This is a genomic window from uncultured Phyllobacterium sp. (assembly GCF_902479695.1).
GTDB lineage: Bacteria > Pseudomonadota > Alphaproteobacteria > Rhizobiales > Rhizobiaceae > Phyllobacterium > Phyllobacterium calauticae.
In genome coordinates this window covers 62,619-79,523 of sequence record NZ_CABSQF010000022.1, presented here as the reverse complement: position 1 = coordinate 79,523, position 16,905 = coordinate 62,619, and the positions used below count along the sequence as shown (strand labels likewise).

General features: G+C 61.5%; 17 protein-coding genes. 11 read left to right on the top strand and 6 right to left on the bottom strand.

Annotated elements, in window-relative coordinates:
- Window positions 1-199: 199 nt before the first annotated feature.
- Window positions 200-880 carry a TlpA disulfide reductase family protein gene (locus RDL77_RS14840; protein ID WP_223613545.1) on the bottom strand — a complete coding sequence of 227 codons (681 nt, stop codon included), beginning with the start codon at window positions 878-880 and terminating at the stop codon, window positions 200-202.
- 46 nt (window positions 881-926) lie between these two features.
- On the opposite strand from RDL77_RS14840, the gene argH reads away from it, so the two are divergent.
- The 4 genes from argH to RDL77_RS14820 all read left to right on the top strand — a co-directional run bounded on the left by argH (window position 927) and on the right by RDL77_RS14820 (window position 6,551).
- Window positions 927-2,327, top strand: a complete 1,401-nt coding sequence (argH, locus tag RDL77_RS14835) for an argininosuccinate lyase (RefSeq protein ID WP_288193537.1) — start codon at window positions 927-929, stop codon at window positions 2,325-2,327.
- Between the two features lie 79 nt (window positions 2,328-2,406).
- Window positions 2,407-2,595: a lipoprotein gene (locus RDL77_RS14830; RefSeq protein ID WP_223613547.1), complete on the top strand. Its 189-nt coding sequence runs from the start codon at window positions 2,407-2,409 to the stop codon at window positions 2,593-2,595.
- Window positions 2,596-2,606: 11 nt separating this feature from the next.
- A complete protein-coding gene (gene lysA, locus RDL77_RS14825; RefSeq protein ID WP_288193536.1) occupies window positions 2,607-3,872 on the top strand; it encodes a diaminopimelate decarboxylase in 1,266 nt (421 codons plus the stop codon).
- A 129-nt stretch (window positions 3,873-4,001) separates the two neighbouring features.
- Window positions 4,002-6,551, top strand: coding sequence for a TIGR02302 family protein (locus RDL77_RS14820; RefSeq protein ID WP_288193534.1), 2,550 nt, complete (start codon window positions 4,002-4,004; stop codon window positions 6,549-6,551).
- An 82-nt stretch (window positions 6,552-6,633) separates the two neighbouring features.
- Here the strand turns inward: RDL77_RS14820 and hpt are convergent, their stop codons facing one another.
- The gene (gene hpt, locus RDL77_RS14815) at window positions 6,634-7,170 is read right to left on the bottom strand and encodes a hypoxanthine phosphoribosyltransferase (RefSeq protein WP_223613550.1); all 537 of its coding nucleotides are present in this window, start codon (window positions 7,168-7,170) and stop codon (window positions 6,634-6,636) included.
- 126 nt (window positions 7,171-7,296) lie between these two features.
- Window positions 7,297-7,491, bottom strand: a complete 195-nt coding sequence (locus RDL77_RS14810) for a hypothetical protein (RefSeq protein WP_288193532.1) — start codon at window positions 7,489-7,491, stop codon at window positions 7,297-7,299.
- 362 nt (window positions 7,492-7,853) lie between these two features.
- On the opposite strand from RDL77_RS14810, the gene ftsE reads away from it, so the two are divergent.
- The 4 genes from ftsE (at window position 7,854) to RDL77_RS14790 (ending at window position 11,143) form a co-directional block, all read left to right on the top strand.
- Entirely contained in the window at window positions 7,854-8,477 is a 624-nt protein-coding gene (ftsE, locus tag RDL77_RS14805) for a cell division ATP-binding protein FtsE (protein WP_245421113.1), read from the top strand.
- Window positions 8,470-9,468, top strand: coding sequence for an ABC transporter permease (locus tag RDL77_RS14800; RefSeq protein ID WP_288193529.1), 999 nt, complete (start codon window positions 8,470-8,472; stop codon window positions 9,466-9,468). Before ftsE ends, RDL77_RS14800 begins: the two co-directional genes overlap by 8 nt.
- Window positions 9,469-9,575: 107 nt before the next feature.
- Window positions 9,576-10,289 carry a YdcF family protein gene (locus RDL77_RS14795; protein ID WP_288193528.1) on the top strand — a complete coding sequence of 238 codons (714 nt, stop codon included), beginning with the start codon at window positions 9,576-9,578 and terminating at the stop codon, window positions 10,287-10,289.
- Between the two features lie 68 nt (window positions 10,290-10,357).
- Window positions 10,358-11,143, top strand: a complete 786-nt coding sequence (locus RDL77_RS14790; RefSeq protein ID WP_288193540.1) for a 1-acyl-sn-glycerol-3-phosphate acyltransferase — start codon at window positions 10,358-10,360, stop codon at window positions 11,141-11,143.
- Between the two features lie 86 nt (window positions 11,144-11,229).
- On the opposite strand, the gene RDL77_RS14785 is transcribed toward RDL77_RS14790, so the two are convergent.
- Window positions 11,230-11,757: a gamma-glutamylcyclotransferase gene (locus RDL77_RS14785; protein WP_288193527.1), complete on the bottom strand. Its 528-nt coding sequence runs from the start codon at window positions 11,755-11,757 to the stop codon at window positions 11,230-11,232.
- Between the two features lie 64 nt (window positions 11,758-11,821).
- On the opposite strand from RDL77_RS14785, the gene RDL77_RS14780 reads away from it, so the two are divergent.
- Entirely contained in the window at window positions 11,822-12,841 is a 1,020-nt protein-coding gene (locus RDL77_RS14780) for a DUF2125 domain-containing protein (RefSeq protein ID WP_288193526.1), read from the top strand.
- A gap of 27 nt (window positions 12,842-12,868) precedes the next feature.
- On the opposite strand, the gene RDL77_RS14775 is transcribed toward RDL77_RS14780, so the two are convergent.
- Together RDL77_RS14775 and hisC are read right to left on the bottom strand one after the other, a co-directional pair.
- Window positions 12,869-13,801, bottom strand: a complete 933-nt coding sequence (locus RDL77_RS14775) for a prephenate/arogenate dehydrogenase family protein (RefSeq protein ID WP_223613556.1) — start codon at window positions 13,799-13,801, stop codon at window positions 12,869-12,871.
- A gap of 3 nt (window positions 13,802-13,804) precedes the next feature.
- Window positions 13,805-14,911 (bottom strand): histidinol-phosphate transaminase, encoded by a 1,107-nt coding sequence (gene hisC, locus RDL77_RS14770; RefSeq protein WP_288193525.1) that lies wholly within the window; start codon window positions 14,909-14,911, stop codon window positions 13,805-13,807.
- A gap of 192 nt (window positions 14,912-15,103) precedes the next feature.
- Between hisC and RDL77_RS14765 the strand changes: the two genes are divergently transcribed.
- Window positions 15,104-16,291, top strand: coding sequence for a homoserine O-acetyltransferase (locus RDL77_RS14765; protein ID WP_223613558.1), 1,188 nt, complete (start codon window positions 15,104-15,106; stop codon window positions 16,289-16,291).
- Window positions 16,288-16,902 carry a methionine biosynthesis protein MetW gene (gene metW / locus RDL77_RS14760; protein WP_223613559.1) on the top strand — a complete coding sequence of 205 codons (615 nt, stop codon included), beginning with the start codon at window positions 16,288-16,290 and terminating at the stop codon, window positions 16,900-16,902. Before RDL77_RS14765 ends, metW begins: the two co-directional genes overlap by 4 nt.
- Window positions 16,903-16,905: the final 3 nt, after the last annotated feature.

The window sequence follows — 16,905 nt, the reverse complement described above, 5'->3', positions numbered from 1 at the left end:
CGGATGAAAATCCCGGCGGGTTTTTTTGCAGGAACATTGTGCGTGGTTCGACAAGCTCACCATGAGGGAGGTTGCATTTTGCAGAGCACTGGATTCCCTCATGGTGAGCCTGTCGAACCACGCACCGCAGCTCTGCCCCACCTTCTCAACAGCCAGACGCGACTGCGGGCGTGGCAACGCCCCGCCGCATTTCAAGCAATCACTGCGCCGCTATGGCCGCATCGATCAGACGCACGGCGTCATCGCTTTCCCACGGCGCCGGACCGTTCATGGCGGCAATCTGGCAGCCCTCCTTGTCGACGATCATCGTCACCGGCAGGCCGAACGCCAGGTTCTTGCGCTTGAGCTCATTGAACACGCCCATGGTCGGATCGCGGTAGAGCGCCAGCGATTTCACGCCGATATCCGCCAGGAAACCTTTCGGCTTCTGGTCATCGCCCGTATCGATATTGATCGTCACGACCTGAAAATTGTCGCCGCCCTTCTTGGTCTGCAGCGCATCGAGCGCCGGCATCTCTTCGCGGCAGGGCGCACACCAGGTGGCCCAGAGATTGACCAGGACCGTCTTGCCCTTGAAATCCGCCAGCCGCATCGGCTTGCCGTCGGGGCCGGTGAAGGAAAGTGCGGACATGGATTGCGGCTTCTCAGCCCCGCGCATGGCGGCGACGGCGCCCGTGGCGGCGGCATCGATCTTCCTCGCCGTATCGGTCTTGGCGGTGCATTGATCGGTCGTGTTTGTTCCGGCAACAATATTGCCAGAAGGCCGCTCCATCACGTATACCCCAACCGCACCGGCGACTATGCCTGCGAGCGCGGCAAGAACAATAATTTTCCTGCTGCCGCCTGAAGTGGTTTTCTGTGTTTCGTTGCCGTTGTCCATATCTTACACTTTCCGTCTATCCACCCCGGTTTACCCAAGGCTTACAATGTCCGACAAGAAAAACAGCAACGAAATGTGGGGAGGCCGTTTCGCCTCAGGTCCGGCCGCCATCATGGAAGAAATCAACGCTTCCATCGGGTTTGACCAGAAACTCTATGCCCAGGACATTCGCGGTTCACTTGCCCATGCAGCCATGCTTGCGAAAACCGGCATAATCGCGGCGGACGACCACGACAAGATCGCAAAGGGCCTGAACACGATATTGTCAGAGATCGAAAGCGGAAAGTTCGTTTTCTCACGCAAACTTGAAGACATTCACATGAATGTCGAGTCGCGTCTTGCCGAACTGATCGGCGCACCGGCCGGCCGCCTGCACACGGCGCGGTCGCGCAATGATCAGGTTGCCGTCGATTTCCGCCTGTGGGTCAAGGAAGAATTCCAGCGCACGGCAACCGCACTGAAAAAGCTGATCGAGGCCTTCCTGAAGCGCGCCGAGGAACATGCGGCAACCCTCATGCCCGGCTTTACCCATCTGCAGACCGCGCAGCCCGTCACCTTCGGCCATCACTGCATGGCCTATGTGGAAATGTTCGGCCGCGATCTCAGCCGGGTGAAGGACGCGATCGAGCGCATGGATGAATCGCCGCTCGGCGCCGCCGCGCTGGCGGGAACCGGCTTCCCCATCGACCGGCACATGACGGCGAAGGAACTCGGCTTCCGCGAACCCACGCGCAACTCGCTCGACAGCGTCTCTGACCGCGACTACGCGCTGGAATTCCTGTCGATGGCCGCCATTACCGCCACGCATCTCTCCCGGCTGGCCGAGGAAATCGTCATCTGGTCGACGCCACAGTTCGGCTTCGTGCGCCTGTCCGATTCCTTCTCCACCGGCTCGTCGATCATGCCGCAGAAGAAGAACCCCGATGCCGCCGAGTTGGTGCGCGCCAAGACCGGCCGCATCACCGGCTCGCTCGTCGGCCTGCTGACCGTCATGAAGGGCCTGCCGCTGACCTATTCCAAGGACATGCAGGAAGACAAGGAAGCCGTGTTCGATGCGGCCGAAACCCTTGAGCTCGCTCTAGCCGCCATGACCGGCATGGTCGGCGACATGACGATCAACACCGCGGCCATGAAAAAGGCCGCCGGTTCCGGCTATTCCACTGCCACCGACCTGGCGGACTGGCTTGTGCGCGAGCTTGGCCTGCCCTTCCGCGAGGCCCACCACGTGACGGGCCGCGCCGTCGCGCTGGCGGAAGAGAAGAAGAGCGAACTCGGCAAGCTGACGCTGGATGACCTCAAGGGCATTCACCCCGGCATCACCGAGGCCGTGTTCGGCTACCTTACCGTGGACAAATCCGTGCGCAGCCGCAAATCCTATGGCGGCACGGCGCCGGAACAGGTGCGCAAGCAGATCAGGTTCTGGCAAAAACGCATCACGAAATCGTAAGTCCGACGATGGGGGATGCAAAGCGTTCCTCCATGCGTTAGACAGGACAACATACTTTCGGACGACAGGATCTAAATCGATGACAAGCCGTTCTTACCTCACGACAATTCTGATGGCGGTTGCAATCGTCAGCGCGGTGTCGGCCTGCGGCCGCAAGGGCCCGCTCGAATTGCCGCCCGCATCGGTGACCGCTCCGGCACCGGGCGAGCCGAAACCGGCCAGACCGCCCGTTCAAGACAAGCGCTTTTTCCTCGACTCCATCATCTAGGCAGATTTTTCGTGAATCATTTCGATTACAAGGACGGCGTTCTCCATGCCGAGGACGTCAGCATTCCCGATATCGCCAGCGCGGTCGGCACCCCCTTCTACTGCTATTCGACGGCCACCATCGAACGGCACTACAAGGTCTTTGCCGCGGCCTTTGCCGAAATGGATGCGCTAGTCTGCTACGCCTTGAAAGCCAATTCCAATCAGGCTGTCCTGAAGACCCTGGCGCGTCTCGGCTCCGGTGCCGACGTGGTATCGGAAGGTGAGATGCGCCGTGCCCTGGCCGCGGGAATTCCCGCAAGCAAGATCGTCTTTTCCGGCGTGGGCAAGAAGCCGGGCGAAATGGACTTTGCGCTGGCAGCGGGCATTCATTGCTTCAACGTTGAATCCGAGCCGGAGCTGGAACTCCTGTCCAGCCGCGCCGTGGCGGCGGGCAAGATTGCGCCGGTGTCCTTGCGCATCAATCCCGATGTCGATGCCAAGACCCACAAGAAGATTTCCACGGGCAAGTCCGAGAACAAGTTCGGCATTCCGCTGGCCAAGGCACGATCCGTCTACGCCCATGCGGCGCGGCTGCCCGGCCTGAAGGTGTCCGGCATCGACATGCATATCGGCAGCCAGATCACCGATCTGGAGCCGTTTGACGATGCCTTCGCCCTGCTTGCCCAGCTCGTCGGCGACCTCAAGGCCGACGGCCACGATATCAAGCATGTCGATCTCGGCGGCGGCCTCGGCATTCCCTATCACTTCGACAACAATCCGCCGCCCCTGCCCGACGCCTATGCGGCCATCGTCGCCCGGCATATCAAGCCACTCGGGCTCAAGACCATTTTCGAGCCGGGCCGCCTGATCGTCGGCAATGCCGGAATCCTGGTCAGCGAAGTGATCTTCGTCAAGGAAGGCGACGCGCGCAATTTCATCATCGTCGACGCGGCGATGAATGACCTCATCCGCCCGACGCTCTATGACGCGTTCCACACGATCCGTCCGGTCAAGGAGCCATCAGCGTCGCATCCGCGCATTCGCGGCGACGTCGTCGGCCCGGTCTGCGAAACCGGCGACTATCTCGGTCTTGACCGCGACCTGCCGCGTCCGGCCCCCGGCGACCTGATCGCCATCGGCACGGCCGGTGCCTATGGCGCGGTTCAGTCGGGAACCTACAACACCCGCCTGCTGGTGCCGGAAGTGCTTGTCAGCGGCGACCGCTTCCATGTGGTGCGCCCGCGGACGACCTATGAGGAACTCATCGGTCTCGATTCCATACCGGACTGGCTCTGAAACCAGCCGGCACACAGAACGGTGAACGGCTTTTTGCGCCAAGGCCTCGCCTTTGCCACGATGAGTGGTATTCTTGACCAGCGTCAATGCGGTCATGATGGAATCGCAGGGTGACGAGATGGAGCAGGGATGACCGGTCAACACCCCGATGGGCGGGACGCTGAAAGGGTCAGGTTCGATATTTTCAAGAGTATCGATCGGCTCCGCTTGTCCGCGTGGCTGACCCTGGCCTTCGAGCGGTTATGGCCGCGGGTCCTGCCGCTGCTGCTTGTCGCTGCACTGTTCGTGATCGTCGCCTGGTTCGGCCTGTTCCGCATGATGCCGGATCTCGTCCGTCTCGGTCTGCTGACACTGTTTGTTCTGTCGCTTCCGGTGTGCCTCTATACCCTTTTGAGATTCCGCCTGCCCGAGCATGTCGATGTCAGTCGCCGCATCGAAGACGTCAACACGCTCGATCACCAGCCGATTGCCGTCCAGTCGGAAATCTTGGCGACCAGCACGGACGATCCCTTTGCCCAGGCCCTGTGGGACGAGCACCGCAAGCGCATGGCCGAACGCATCAGAGGCCTGAAAACCGGCCTGCCCCGGACAAACATCCCGGAAATCGACCCCTGGGGCCTGCGGGCCGTGGTCGGGCTGCTTCTCGTCATCGCCTTCGCCTTTTCCGGCAGTCCGCTCGGCGGACGTCTCGGCGATGCATTCCAGAGTCACGGCAGCAGCAATGCGCTGCCGCCCCGCATCGACGCCTGGGTCACCCCGCCGCGCTATACGGGCCGCCCGCCGGTTTTCCTCACCTCGGCGGCCAATGACCAGGAAAAACAGTTCACCGTCCCGCAGAACAGCACGTTGACCATCCGCATCATCGGCGGCAACGGAACCGAACGGGTGACGCAGACCCTGCCGGACGGCAAGCCCGCCGACATTCCGGTCAAGCAGGACGCGAAGACGGCCGAGGCCGCCCCGGCAAAAGACCAGCCGCGCAATTTCGAGCTGACCCTCGATACCAACGCCACAGTCGGACTGATCAACAACGGCACCGTGCATTCCGAATGGGCGTTTGCCGTGTTGCCGGACCAGCCGCCCACCATCCGCTTCACCAGGGAACCATCGAGCGCCGTCAATGGCACGATGGAACTGACCTATGAAATCAGGGACGATTACGGTGCGGCCAGCGCGCAGGCGAAGGTCGAGCAGATCCAGCCGACGGCAAAGGATGCAAGGCCGCTGTTCGAGGCCCCGGAAATCCCCCTCAGCCTGCCGAAGCGCGGCGCGGACGGCGGCGAGACCAAAACGACACGGGACCTGACCGAACATGTCTGGGCCGGGTCGGAAATCCGCATGACGCTTATTGCGGTTGACGATGCCGGGCAGGAAGGCCGGAGCGAGACCAAGACCCTTGTCATGCCGGAACGTCCCTTTGCCAATCCACTGGCGCGCGCGGTGGTGGAACAGCGGCGCATGCTGGCGCTGAACGCCAATGCCAAGCCGGATGTGCTGAACATGCTGGATGCCATTACCCTGTGGCCGGAGGAGACCATCCGGAATCCCGCCCATTATCTGGGTCTGCGCAGCATCCGTTCCCGGCTGAACCTTGCCAGGAGCGATGACCAGCTGCGCGATGTCGTCGCCTATATGTGGCAGGTGGCGCGCGGCATCGAAGACGGCGCTCTGTCCGACGCCGAGCGCAGCCTGCGCGAAGCCCAGGAGGCGCTGCGGCAGGCGATCGAGCAGAACGCCAGCCCCGAAGAAATCGACAAGCGCATGGCCGACCTGCGCAAGGCCATGAACAAATATATGCGCGAGCTTGCCCAGCAGGCCCAGCGCAATCCCAACATGGCGCAGGCGCCCGATCCCAATGCCCGCGAATTGCGGCAGGAGGATATCGACCGCATCCTCAAGCAGATCGAGGAACTGGCCAAGCAGGGCTCGAAGGAGCAGGCCCAGCAGTTGCTCTCGCAGCTCAACGACATGCTGAACAATCTGCAGATGCGCCAGGCCCAGGGCAAGAACGGCCAGGGCGACCAGATGAAACAGCAGATGGACAAGCTCGGCGACCTGATGCGGCGCCAGCAGAAAATGATGAACGAGACCCACAGGCTGGAACAACAGCGCCAGAATGGCATGATGCAGGACAATGGCCAGTTCGGCGGCCAGATGGGACAGGACGGCCAGCAGGGCCAGATGTCAGAGGAAGATGTCGCCAAGGCGCTGAAGGGCCTGCAGGACGGCCAGGGCAAGCTGCAATCCGACCTGCAGCAGCTGATGGACGATCTGAACGGCCAGGGCGTTACGCCCAACAAGGATTTCGGCGACGCCGGAAAATCCATGGGAGATGCCCGGAAATCCCTCGGGGAGGCTGATGGCGGACAAGCGCTCGACCAGCAGAGCAATGCGCTGGATTCCCTGCGCAAGGGCGGACAGGACATGATGAAGCAGATGCAGGCCATGGGCCGGGCAGGCAAGCCGGGCGGTCCGCAGCAGAGTGACCGCGACCCCTTGGGACGGCCGTCCAAATCCAACAACGGCACCGATTTCGGGCCGGACCGGAACATGCTGCCCGGGCAGGCCGATATCCAGCGCGCCCGGCAAATCCTCGATGCCATCCGCGAGCGGCTCGGCAATGCGCTGAGCCCGCAGATGGAAAAGGATTATCTGGAACGCCTGCTGAAATTCAACTGAGGCTAGTGGTCCGATTCTGACATTCGCATGCTGCGCGTGATGTGAAATGGGATGCGAATGTCAAATTCGTTCCACTAGAGCCTCAGTCCCGGACGACACCGACATAGGGCAGCTGCCGGAAGGAATGCCCGACATCCATGCCATAGCCGACGACGAAATAGTCGGGGCATTCGAAGCCCTTGAAATCCGCTTCGATATCGGTTTTCCGCTTCACGCTCTTGTCCAGCAATACGGCGATGGAGACGCTGCGCGCGCCGCGCTCCAGCATCAGTTCGCGGGTGAATTTCAGCGTCCTGCCCGATTCCAGGATATCGTCGATCAACAGCACGTCGCGGCCGTGCACATCGCTGTCGATGTCGCGCAGCAGCCGCACTTCCTTGCTCTCGGTGCCCTTGCCATAGCTGGACACGGTGATGAACTCGACATCAGGCTCGGCGCCCGCATCGTGCATGGCGCGGATCAGGTCCGCCGCGAAGATGAACGATCCCTTGAGGATCGAGATCACCAGCAGGTTGTCAAACCGTTTTGCCACAATGTCCTGTGCCAGTTCCAGATTGCGCGTGGCGATCTCCTGCGCACTGAACAGAACATCGATATTCTTCTCGCCAACTTTCGGCATGCAACTCTTCCTGATTTTCCGATAAGCAAGGCTCCTGGAGCCTTTCCTGTTTGAAAGGCTCTATAGCCCGATATCGGCCGGAAAAGCAAAACCTCAGCGTTTTCCCGACCGGTCAATCGGCGCCGGTCAACGGATCGCGTTGCCTGCGGGTGCAGACACGCTCGTGCCCGGCATGTGGGGACCGGCGGCATGCCGCTGGCTGAAAAGCACATGCCCGCCGCAGATCCAGAACGTCGACGCCGCAACCAGGAGCACCAGCAGCCAATAGGCGAAGCCGGGCATGCGCGCCTGCGCCTCCTGCGACTTTTGGAGAATTGTCATGCGCTGGTTTACGGGGAAGTGTGCGTCCAGGCTTTGCCGGGAGGAAGGGGGTGACATGGATTCATAGATTGCGTCTTCCGCCCCGCCCTTGTCGAAGTGGAGCGCGGGGACAATATGCGAAATTGTTTCGCCGCTCATCGTTTTAAACCGTGCAATCACGTGTTTTCCGGTCGTTCTGCCATGTTGCAGTCATGATCCTCCGAATCATTGTGGCAGCCTATCGCCCAATAATTAATGTTTCGCCGAACGGATGCAGCGATTGATGGGTGGTCAAATCCGTCCGCGCTGAATAAAACACGCGTGGACAAGAAACTTGGAAAGTCAGCTTGATTCGTTTTGAGAATGTCGGTTTGCGATACGGGATGGGCCCGGAGGTTCTGCGTGACGTCAGCCTCCATATTTCACCCCGCTCGTTTCAGTTTTTGACCGGCCCGTCGGGCGCGGGCAAGACATCGCTGCTGCGCCTGCTGTTCATGACACTGAAGCCGACGCGCGGTCTCATCACCGTCTTCGGCAAGGACATCGCGACCATCTCCTCCAAGGAAATGCCGCTCCTGCGCCGCCGTATCGGCGTGGTGTTCCAGGATTTCCGGCTGCTCGATCACATGACGACCTACCAGAATGTCGCCCTGCCGCTGCGGGTGCGCGGCAAGGAGGAAGCTACCTATCGCGCGGAAGTCGAGGAATTGCTGCACTGGGTTGGCCTGGGCGAACGCATGCACGTGCTGCCGCCGGTGCTGTCAGGCGGCGAGAAGCAGCGCGCCGCAATTGCCCGCGCCCTGATCGACCAGCCGGAAATCCTGCTGGCCGACGAGCCGACCGGCAATGTCGATCCGCCCCTTGCCCGGCGCTTGCTGCGCCTGTTCGGCGAGCTGAACCGTTCCGGTACCGCCGTGGTCATCGCCACCCACGATCTTACCCTGATGGATCAGGTCAATGCGCGCCGCATGATTCTCGATCAGGGGAGGCTCGACATCTATGATTGACGCCGCCCGCCTCAGGGAGCTGGCCGCGGATCTGACCGGTCGCGCCATCCAGCTTGTGCGCGGCAAGAACAGCCAGGCGCCCATCGTGCCCGCCGGCAATGTCGTCGGCCATGCCCTGATGATCGTGATCGCCATCATGACGTTCCTCGCCTGCCTGACCATCGGGGCGGTCAGTCTCGTCCAGTCGACCGCGGCGACATGGCAGAGCCAGATTTCGACCGAAGCCACCATCCAGATCCGTCCGGTCGAGGGCCAGGACATGGAAGCACTGCTCGTTCAGGCCGGCAAGCTTGCACAGGGCTTTTCCGGGGTCAAATCCACCCGCGTCATCGACCGGGCGGCCACGGCCCGGCTGCTGGAGCCATGGCTCGGCACCGGGCTCAACATCGATGATTTGCCCGTTCCGCGGCTGGTCGTGGTTACGCTCGACGAGGCCTCCCCGCCGGATTTCGCCTTGCTGCGCAGCGAACTCGTAAAGAACATCCCGGGTGCCAGTTTCGACGATCACCGCACCTGGGTCGACCGGCTCGTGTCCATGGCACGTTCCACCGTGCTGATCGGCATGACGGTGCTCGGGCTGGTCATCGCCGCTACGGTTCTCACGGTGATTTTTGCCACGCGCGGCGCCATGGCCGGTAATGGTCACATCATCGAAGTGCTGCATTTTATCGGCGCGGAACAGAAATTCGTCGCCCGGCAGTTCGAGCGGCACTTTTTCTGGACCGCCCTGAAAGGCGCATTGTGCGGCGGCGCGCTGGCCATCCTGATCTTTCTGCTCATCGGCTGGTGGTCGTCCCGCAATCTGGCAACGCCGGAAGCCGATCAGGCCACAGCCCTGTTCGGCAATTTTTCCATCGGGTCAGGCGGCTACACCGGCGTCGTGCTGATCATTCTCGCAGTCAGTGTTTTGACCATGATTACAACACGAATGACAGTCATAGCGCATTTACGCCAGGTCGACGGGCGCGCAGGCGACAGTCACGATACCTGAGCAATTTCGATTCAATTTGACGACGTAAAATTCATGGGAGGTTTGCCGGCAAGGCTTATACACTCCCGGTGGCACGACTCTCGAACAAGGCAACGCGTGATCAGAAAATGGACGGCACGGACGACAGCAACATCCAACCGCCGGCAGGCGCCGAAGCCCGCCCGCGCGGACTTGCGTCTGCATTGCGCAAGCGTGTTGCCCGCCCGTTCTTCCTGCTCGGCGTTCTGGCGCTCGGCCTGTTCCTCGGCGGGTTCATTGTCTTCAGCGATCATGTCAGCACCATGCAGACGCCAGAACTGGTTGAACCGGCTGATGGCATCGTCGTTCTGACGGGCGGCTATTCGCGCATTGAAGGCGCACTTGACCTGCTCAAGAACAAACGTGGCAAACGGCTTTTCATCAGCGGGGTCCATCCTTCGACCAAGCGCGGCGAGCTGCAGCGGGTAACGCGCGGCGATGCCACGCTGTTTGAATGCTGTGTCGACATCGACCGCTCGGCGCTCGACACGATCGGCAATGCCTCCGAGAGCATCAAGTGGGCCAAGGCCAACCATTACACGCGCATCATTGTCGTCACCAACAATTACCACATGCCCCGGACACTGGTGGAGCTGCGGCGCGCCTCGCAGGAGATCGAGTTCATCCCCTACCCCATCGTCAACAGCGATCTGCGCAATGGCGACTGGCTGGCCCGCGGCCAGGTGGTGCGCGTGCTTGTCGTCGAATATGTGAAATATCTCGGCGCTGTCATACGCTCGGCGCTGCCCGACAGCCTTTCGGCGGGGACACAAACCTTCGTCCGATGGATCAGGGGCGGCTGATTGGGAGTTCACGGCGCGCGCAAGTTGGTATAACGAAGGCCTGACCAACCGCCATGACCGGGACCCCGATGACGATCCTCCGATCAATTGTCTTCAATATCGCCTTCTATCTCAACCTGATCATCCAGATGATCATCTTCACGCCCTATTACTTCCTCAGCTCCCGCAGGAATGCCTGGAGCGTGCCGAAGAACTGGGCAAGGTCCAACCATTGGTTGCAGAAGGTTCTGGCCGGCACGGATCACGTGATCGAGGGTATCGAGAACATTCCCGATGGTCCCTACATCTGCGCGCCCAAACATCAATCGTTCTGGGATGCTTATGCCTTCCTGCCGCAGATCGCCGATCCCGTCTATATTCTCAAGCGCGAGCTGATGTGGATTCCCTTGTTCGGCTGGTACATCCTCAAGATGAAGATGGTGCCGATCGACCGGGGCAAACGCTCGGTCGCCATGAAGACGGCGATCCGGGGGGCGAGGGACGCCGTTGCCCAGGGCCGCCAGCTGATGATCTATCCGGAAGGCACCCGCACCGCACCGGGTGCGCCGCCTGCCTACAAATACGGCGTGGCGCATATCTATACCGAGCTCGGCGTACCGGTTCTGCCGATCGCGCATGTTGCCGGACTGTACTGGCCGCGCCGCAAGTTCCGCCGCTATCCCGGTACGATCCGCTGCCGCATCCTGCCGCCGATCCAGCCGGGCCTCGACGCCGAGAGCTTCCTGAAAAAATTGCAGGAGGTGACGGAAGCCGCATGCGATGAACTGCTGATCGAGGCGGCCCGCTCGGAAAACCCGCCGCCCCTGCCGCCAACGGCAGTGCAGCGGCTGAAGGAGCTCGGAGTAACGGTCTAAGATTTCCGGGGGTCCGCAACACCGATGGTGAGCTTGTCGAACCACGCACGGCAGCTGCTGCAACTGGTAAAATTACAACCTGATCCCTAGCCGGGATTGCGGTCGATGGCGGCGACCAGGGTTTCGAACCAGTGGTCGCGGATATTCATCTTGCGCATGTGCTCCAGCGTATTGTGCACGTAATCCTCATTGCGGCCGGACTGACCAACCGAGCCGCGCACGGTGGCGGCGGCCTGTTCAACCGTCAGCGCCCCCGCATACTGCACATGCCTGCGGTCGACCACATAGGTCAGCGCCTCGACCCTGCGGCCATCCCTGAGACGGACGGCCAGCCGCTTTTCCAGATAGACATTGGTGACCAGTTCCCGCTCGCGCAGATAGGCGACAACCTCGTCTTCAAGCTCGCCGGGAACCCGGAAGGCCAGGCCGAGGCAGGAACCGCCATGATCGAGACCGAGCACAAGCCCCGGCCGTTCCGGCGTGCCGCGATGCACGTAGGAACGCACGCACAGCGCCCGCCGATAGCCGTGCAGGCGCGCATGCATGGTTTCAACATGTGCAAAGCCTGGCTTCCACATCAGAGAACCGTAGCCAAAGACCCAAAAATCGCCCATATCCGTCCTGATAGCTGTACTTCATTGCGAAGCTTCTTCCCTGACCGATAGCGAGACCCGGACCATGACGTCAAGCACTGCCGACAAACCTTACAATGCCGGACGGCGTATCCGTTTCCTGGCCGCCGGTATCGTCCTCGTCGGCCTGCTCTATACGGGCGGGTGGTACTACGTGGCCAACATGCTGGAAACGCGGGTTGCCGCCAATATTGCCGGGCTGCAGGCCAAGGGCATCAACGCCGCGTGCGATAATGCGGCGGCCAGCGGCTATCCGTTCCGCCTCGGCCTCAACTGCTCCAAGGTGTCATGGGTCGACCAGGCGAAAAATGTTTCCATCAGTGCCGGTGCCTTCCGCTCCGCCGCGCAGATCTATGCACCGTTCCACATCGTCAGCGAAATCGACGGCCCGGCTGCCGTCAGCGCTCCCGGCATGCCGCCGCTGGACCTGAACTGGGACAATTTGAAATCCAGCGTGCGGCTGGACAAGCCCATTCCGCAACGCCTGTCGGTGCAGGGCCGCAATATCGTCGTCACCCAGCACAACCCGTCCGGTGCCGGCACACCGTTTGCCACCCTGAAGGACGGCCAGCTGCATTTCCGCGCCATGGAGCCGGTCATGGATATCGCCCTGTCGTTCAGCAGCCTGAAGGTTGCCGACAACACGGTCTACGACAAGCCGCTGCCCGAACTGACCGGCGCCGCCGATATCCAGATGGCAAACGGCTTTGCCCTGATCGGCAAGACGGAACGTGATCTGAGCATCCTGCGCGGACAGTCCGGCCTGTTGCGCAACGTGGACCTGGCCCTGCCCGACGGCAGCGGCATCGCCATATCGGGGCCCTTCTCCGTGGCGGACGACGGACGTATCAGCGGCGACTTCAAGATCACCCTGCGCAACCCGGAAAGCGTTGCCAATACGGCAAAGAGCATCTTCCCCGGTCAGGACAAGATCATTTCATCCGTGCTGCAGGCCATGGCCTTCGTGCCGAAGGACGCAAGCGGCGCGCCGACACTTCCCGTCTCGGTCAAGAACGGCAAGATGTCGGTCGGCTTCATCAGCATCGGCCGCCTGCCCTCGCTGTGAGGGCAAGTACAGCCGGGTACAGTGCTGTCAGGCGCTCTTGGCACCCGCCTTCTGGCGCCCGAAATCGGGTGCATCCACTTCCTGGCCCGCATCGATGATCCCGCGCCGGACGGCACGGGTGCGGGTGAAGAGATCGAACAGCGCATCGCCGTCGCCCCAGCGGATTGACCGCTGCAGCGAGGCGAGATCCTCGGAAAACCGCGCCAGCATTTCAAGGATCGCATCCTTGTTGTGCAGGCACACGTCACGCCACATGGTCGGGTCCGACGCGGCAAGGCGGGTGAAATCGCGAAAACCGGAGGCGGAGTATTTGATCACTTCCGAATTGGTCACTTCTTCCAGGTCGCTCGCCGTGCCGACAATGTTGTAGGCGATGATGTGCGGCAGGTGCGAGACGATGGCCAGCACCCGGTCATGATGCACCGGATCCATCGTATCGAGCCGCGAGCCGCAGGCTTCCCAGAATTTCGTCAGCCGGTCGAGGGCAACCGGATCGGTGCCATCAAGCGGTGTCAGGATGCACCAGCGGTTGGCAAAGAGCTCGGCAAACCCCGCATCGGGTCCGGAATATTCCGTACCGGCGAGCGGGTGGCCGGGGATGAAATGCACATGCGCCGGCAGTTCCGGCTGCATCTGCGCGATGACCGATCCCTTGGTCGAACCGACATCGGTGACGATGGCACCAGCTTTCAGCGATCCGGCAATGTGCCTGGCAACGTCACCGGACGAGCCCACGGGCACGGAAATGATGACCAGATCGGCGTTTTTGACCGCTTCCGCACTGTCGAGGACATAGCTGTCGCCCAGGTCAAGCGCTTCGGCGCGCTGCAGCGTGCTTTCGCTGCGGGTCGAGATGACGATGTGATCTGCCAGGCCCTCGCGTTTGATGACGCGCGCCAGCGACGAACCGATCAGGCCAATGCCGATCAGCGCAATGGTATCGAAATGGATTTTGGACATTGTTTACTTCAAGAATTCGGAGAGTGCAGCGACTACGCCGCGATTGGCTTCCTCGGATCCAATGGTAAGGCGCAACGCGTTGGGGAATCCGTAGCCCGCAACACGGCGCAAAATATAGCCCCTGCTGGTCAGATGGGCGTCTGCCTTGTCGGCCGATTTCGCCGCATCGTCCGGGAAATGCACGAGCAGGAAATTGCCGACCGACGGCGTGACACGCAGGCCCAGCCCCGACAGTTGTTCGGTCAGCCATGGCAGCCATGTATCGTTGAAGGCAACAGCCTTGTCGACATGCGCACGGTCGCGGACAGCGGCAGCACCGGCCGCAATGGCGGCGGAGTTCAGGTTGAACGGCCCGCGGATGCGGTTGACCGCGTCGATGACATGCGCCGGCGCGAACATCCAGCCGATCCGCAGGGCGGCAAGGCCGTGGATTTTCGAGAAGGTGCGGGTCATCACGACGTTCTCGAACGTCGAGACGAGCTCGATACCCGCTTCGTAATCGTTGCGGCGCACATATTCCGCATAGGCTGCGTCGAGAACAAGCAGGACGTTCTTCGGCAGGCCCGCATGCAGGCGGCGCACTTCCTCGAAGGGAATGTAGGTGCCGGTTGGATTGTTCGGGTTGGCCAGGAACACGATCTTGGTCTGCGGCGTGACAGCGGCGAGAATGGCATCGACCTCCGCCTGCTCATTCTTTTCCCTGGCCACGACGGGCGTCGCACCGGCCGCCATGATGTAGATCTTGTACACCATGAAACCGTGCTCGGTGTAGATCTCGTCGGTCGCGGGAGCGTTGAAAGACTGGCACAACAGGCCGAGCAGTTCGTCCGAGCCGTTGCCGCACAGCAGGTTGTCGGCGTTCAGCCCATGCACGTCGGCAATCGCCTGCTTGAGCTGGGTGGCTTGGCCGTCGGGATAGATTTCAAGGCGTGCGGATGCGGCGTGATAGGCCTCGGTCGCATGCTTGCTCGCGCCCAGAGGGGTTTCATTCGAAGAGAGCTTGTAGACCTTGGCAACGCCGGGGGCCGATTCCTTGCCGGGGACGTAGGCGGCAATGTCGAGAACACCGGGTTTTGGTGTGGGGCGCGTGTCTTTCAATGTCGTTGTCATGATTCACAAGATCCGTAACATCGTTGAAATCGATGGTCATCGCAGGCAATGGCTCAAGCCACGGGGCATAGCCGCCAACAGGCGCGATGTCGAGCCAAACTTGCGGCGCCAAGTCCGGAAAATCAAAGAAACCATTGACTTTGCCGGTTGCGCGACCATAGCTACCGCCCACAAAGCTAAAATCGCGCGAAAATGACGAAATTCAGCAACCCGTCCGCCAGTCCCGATCAGAGAAGCCAGGAAGCGACAAATCCCCACAGCCCCGTGGTGGAGTTTGGCGCCGACAAGCCGTTGCATCTCGACAGCGGCGTCGTGCTTTCCCCGTTCCGCATCGCCTATCAGAGCTACGGCACGCTCAATGCCGACAAGTCCAACGCCATCCTGATCTGCCATGCGCTGACCGGCGACCAGCACGTTGCCAACGTGCATCCCGTGACCGGCAAGAACGGCTGGTGGGAAACCCTCGTTGGCCCGGGCAAGCCCATCGATACGGACCGCTTCTTCGTTCTGTGCTCCAATGTGCTCGGCGGCTGCCTCGGTTCGACCGGCCCGGCTTCGATCAATCCCGAAACCGGCAAGCCCTACGCGCTCGACCTGTCGATCATCACCATTGCCGACATGGTGCGGGCGCAGGCCATGCTGGTCGATCATTTCGGCATCAAACAGCTTTTTGCCGTGGTCGGCGGCTCCATGGGCGGCATGCAGGTTCTGGAATGGGCATCGAGCCATTCCGACCGGGTTTTTGCCGCCGTCGCCATTGCCACGGGCGCGCGCCACTCCTCGCAGAATATCGCCTTCCATGAAGTGGGCCGTCAGGCCGTCATGGCGGACCCGGAGTGGCGGGAAGGCCGTTATCTGGAAGAAGGCACCATTCCGCGCAAAGGCCTCTCTGTGGCCCGCATGGCCGCGCACATCACCTATCTCTCGGAAACCGCCCTGCACCGCAAATTCGGACGCAACCTGCAGGACCGGCAGAACGTGACCTTCGGTTTCGACGCGGATTTCCAGATCGAAAGCTACCTGCGCCATCAGGGCATGTCGTTCGTCGAGCGCTTCGACCCCAACTCCTACCTCTACATGACCCGCGCCATGGACTATTTCGACCTGGCGGCGGAGCATGAGGGACGGCTGGCCGATGCCTTCGCCGGATCGAAGACGCGGTTCTGCATTGTCTCCTTCACCAGCGACTGGCTGTTCCCGACCAGCGAAAGCCGCACCGTTGCCCATGCGCTGAATGCCGCCGGTGCCTCCGTCTCCTTTGTCGAGATCGAGACCGACCGCGGTCATGATGCCTTCCTGCTCGACGAGCCGGAAATGTTCTCGGCCATCAACGGCTTCATCCGCTCCGCGGCGCGTGCCAGGGGTCTCCTGCAGCCATGAGCGTGAACACCACTTCGCGCGTCGACTTCGACGTCATCGCCTCGCTGGTCAATCCCGGCGCGCGGGTGCTCGACGTCGGCTGCGGCGACGGCGAACTGCTCGAACTCCTGCAGAACACCAAGAATGTCGATGGACGCGGCGTCGAGCTGTCGCAGAAGGGCGTCAACGAATCCGTGGCGCGCGGTCTCTCGGTCATCCAGGGCGATGCGGACAGCGACCTGAAATATTATCCCGATGCGGGTTTTGACTATGTGATCCTGTCGCAGACATTGCAGGCCACGCGCAATCCGAAGAATGTCCTGACCGAACTCTTGCGCATCGGCGAGAAGGCCATCGTCTCCTTCCCGAATTTCGGCCATTGGCGCATGCGCGCCTCGCTGCTCGTCAACGGCCGCATGCCGGTGACGGAAGAGCTGCCCTACAGCTGGTACGACACGCCCAACATCCATTTCTGCACCATCAACGACTTCGTCGACATGACGAGGGAAATCGGCGCGCAGGTGGAAACGGCCGTGGCGCTCAATGCCTTCGGCCAGAGAATCGGCTTCAACATGCCCTGGGGTTTCTGGAACCTCTTCGGCCAGCAGGCGGTATTCCTGCTGCGGCGCTAACAC

Coding starts and splice junctions, on each gene's coding strand:
- RDL77_RS14840 (WP_223613545.1), bottom strand. CDS start 880: ATGGACAACGGCAACGAAACACAGAAAACCACTTCAGGCGGCAGCAGG.
- argH (WP_288193537.1), top strand. CDS start 927: ATGTCCGACAAGAAAAACAGCAACGAAATGTGGGGAGGCCGTTTCGCC.
- RDL77_RS14830 (WP_223613547.1), top strand. CDS start 2,407: ATGACAAGCCGTTCTTACCTCACGACAATTCTGATGGCGGTTGCAATC.
- RDL77_RS14820 (WP_288193534.1), top strand. CDS start 4,002: ATGACCGGTCAACACCCCGATGGGCGGGACGCTGAAAGGGTCAGGTTC.
- hpt (WP_223613550.1), bottom strand. CDS start 7,170: ATGCCGAAAGTTGGCGAGAAGAATATCGATGTTCTGTTCAGTGCGCAG.
- RDL77_RS14810 (WP_288193532.1), bottom strand. CDS start 7,491: ATGACAATTCTCCAAAAGTCGCAGGAGGCGCAGGCGCGCATGCCCGGC.
- ftsE (WP_245421113.1), top strand. CDS start 7,854: ATGGGCCCGGAGGTTCTGCGTGACGTCAGCCTCCATATTTCACCCCGC.
- RDL77_RS14800 (WP_288193529.1), top strand. CDS start 8,470: ATGATTGACGCCGCCCGCCTCAGGGAGCTGGCCGCGGATCTGACCGGT.
- RDL77_RS14795 (WP_288193528.1), top strand. CDS start 9,576: ATGGACGGCACGGACGACAGCAACATCCAACCGCCGGCAGGCGCCGAA.
- RDL77_RS14790 (WP_288193540.1), top strand. CDS start 10,358: ATGACGATCCTCCGATCAATTGTCTTCAATATCGCCTTCTATCTCAAC.
- RDL77_RS14785 (WP_288193527.1), bottom strand. CDS start 11,757: ATGGGCGATTTTTGGGTCTTTGGCTACGGTTCTCTGATGTGGAAGCCA.
- RDL77_RS14780 (WP_288193526.1), top strand. CDS start 11,822: ATGACGTCAAGCACTGCCGACAAACCTTACAATGCCGGACGGCGTATC.
- RDL77_RS14775 (WP_223613556.1), bottom strand. CDS start 13,801: ATGTCCAAAATCCATTTCGATACCATTGCGCTGATCGGCATTGGCCTG.
- hisC (WP_288193525.1), bottom strand. CDS start 14,911: ATGACAACGACATTGAAAGACACGCGCCCCACACCAAAACCCGGTGTT.
- RDL77_RS14765 (WP_223613558.1), top strand. CDS start 15,104: ATGACGAAATTCAGCAACCCGTCCGCCAGTCCCGATCAGAGAAGCCAG.
- metW (WP_223613559.1), top strand. CDS start 16,288: ATGAGCGTGAACACCACTTCGCGCGTCGACTTCGACGTCATCGCCTCG.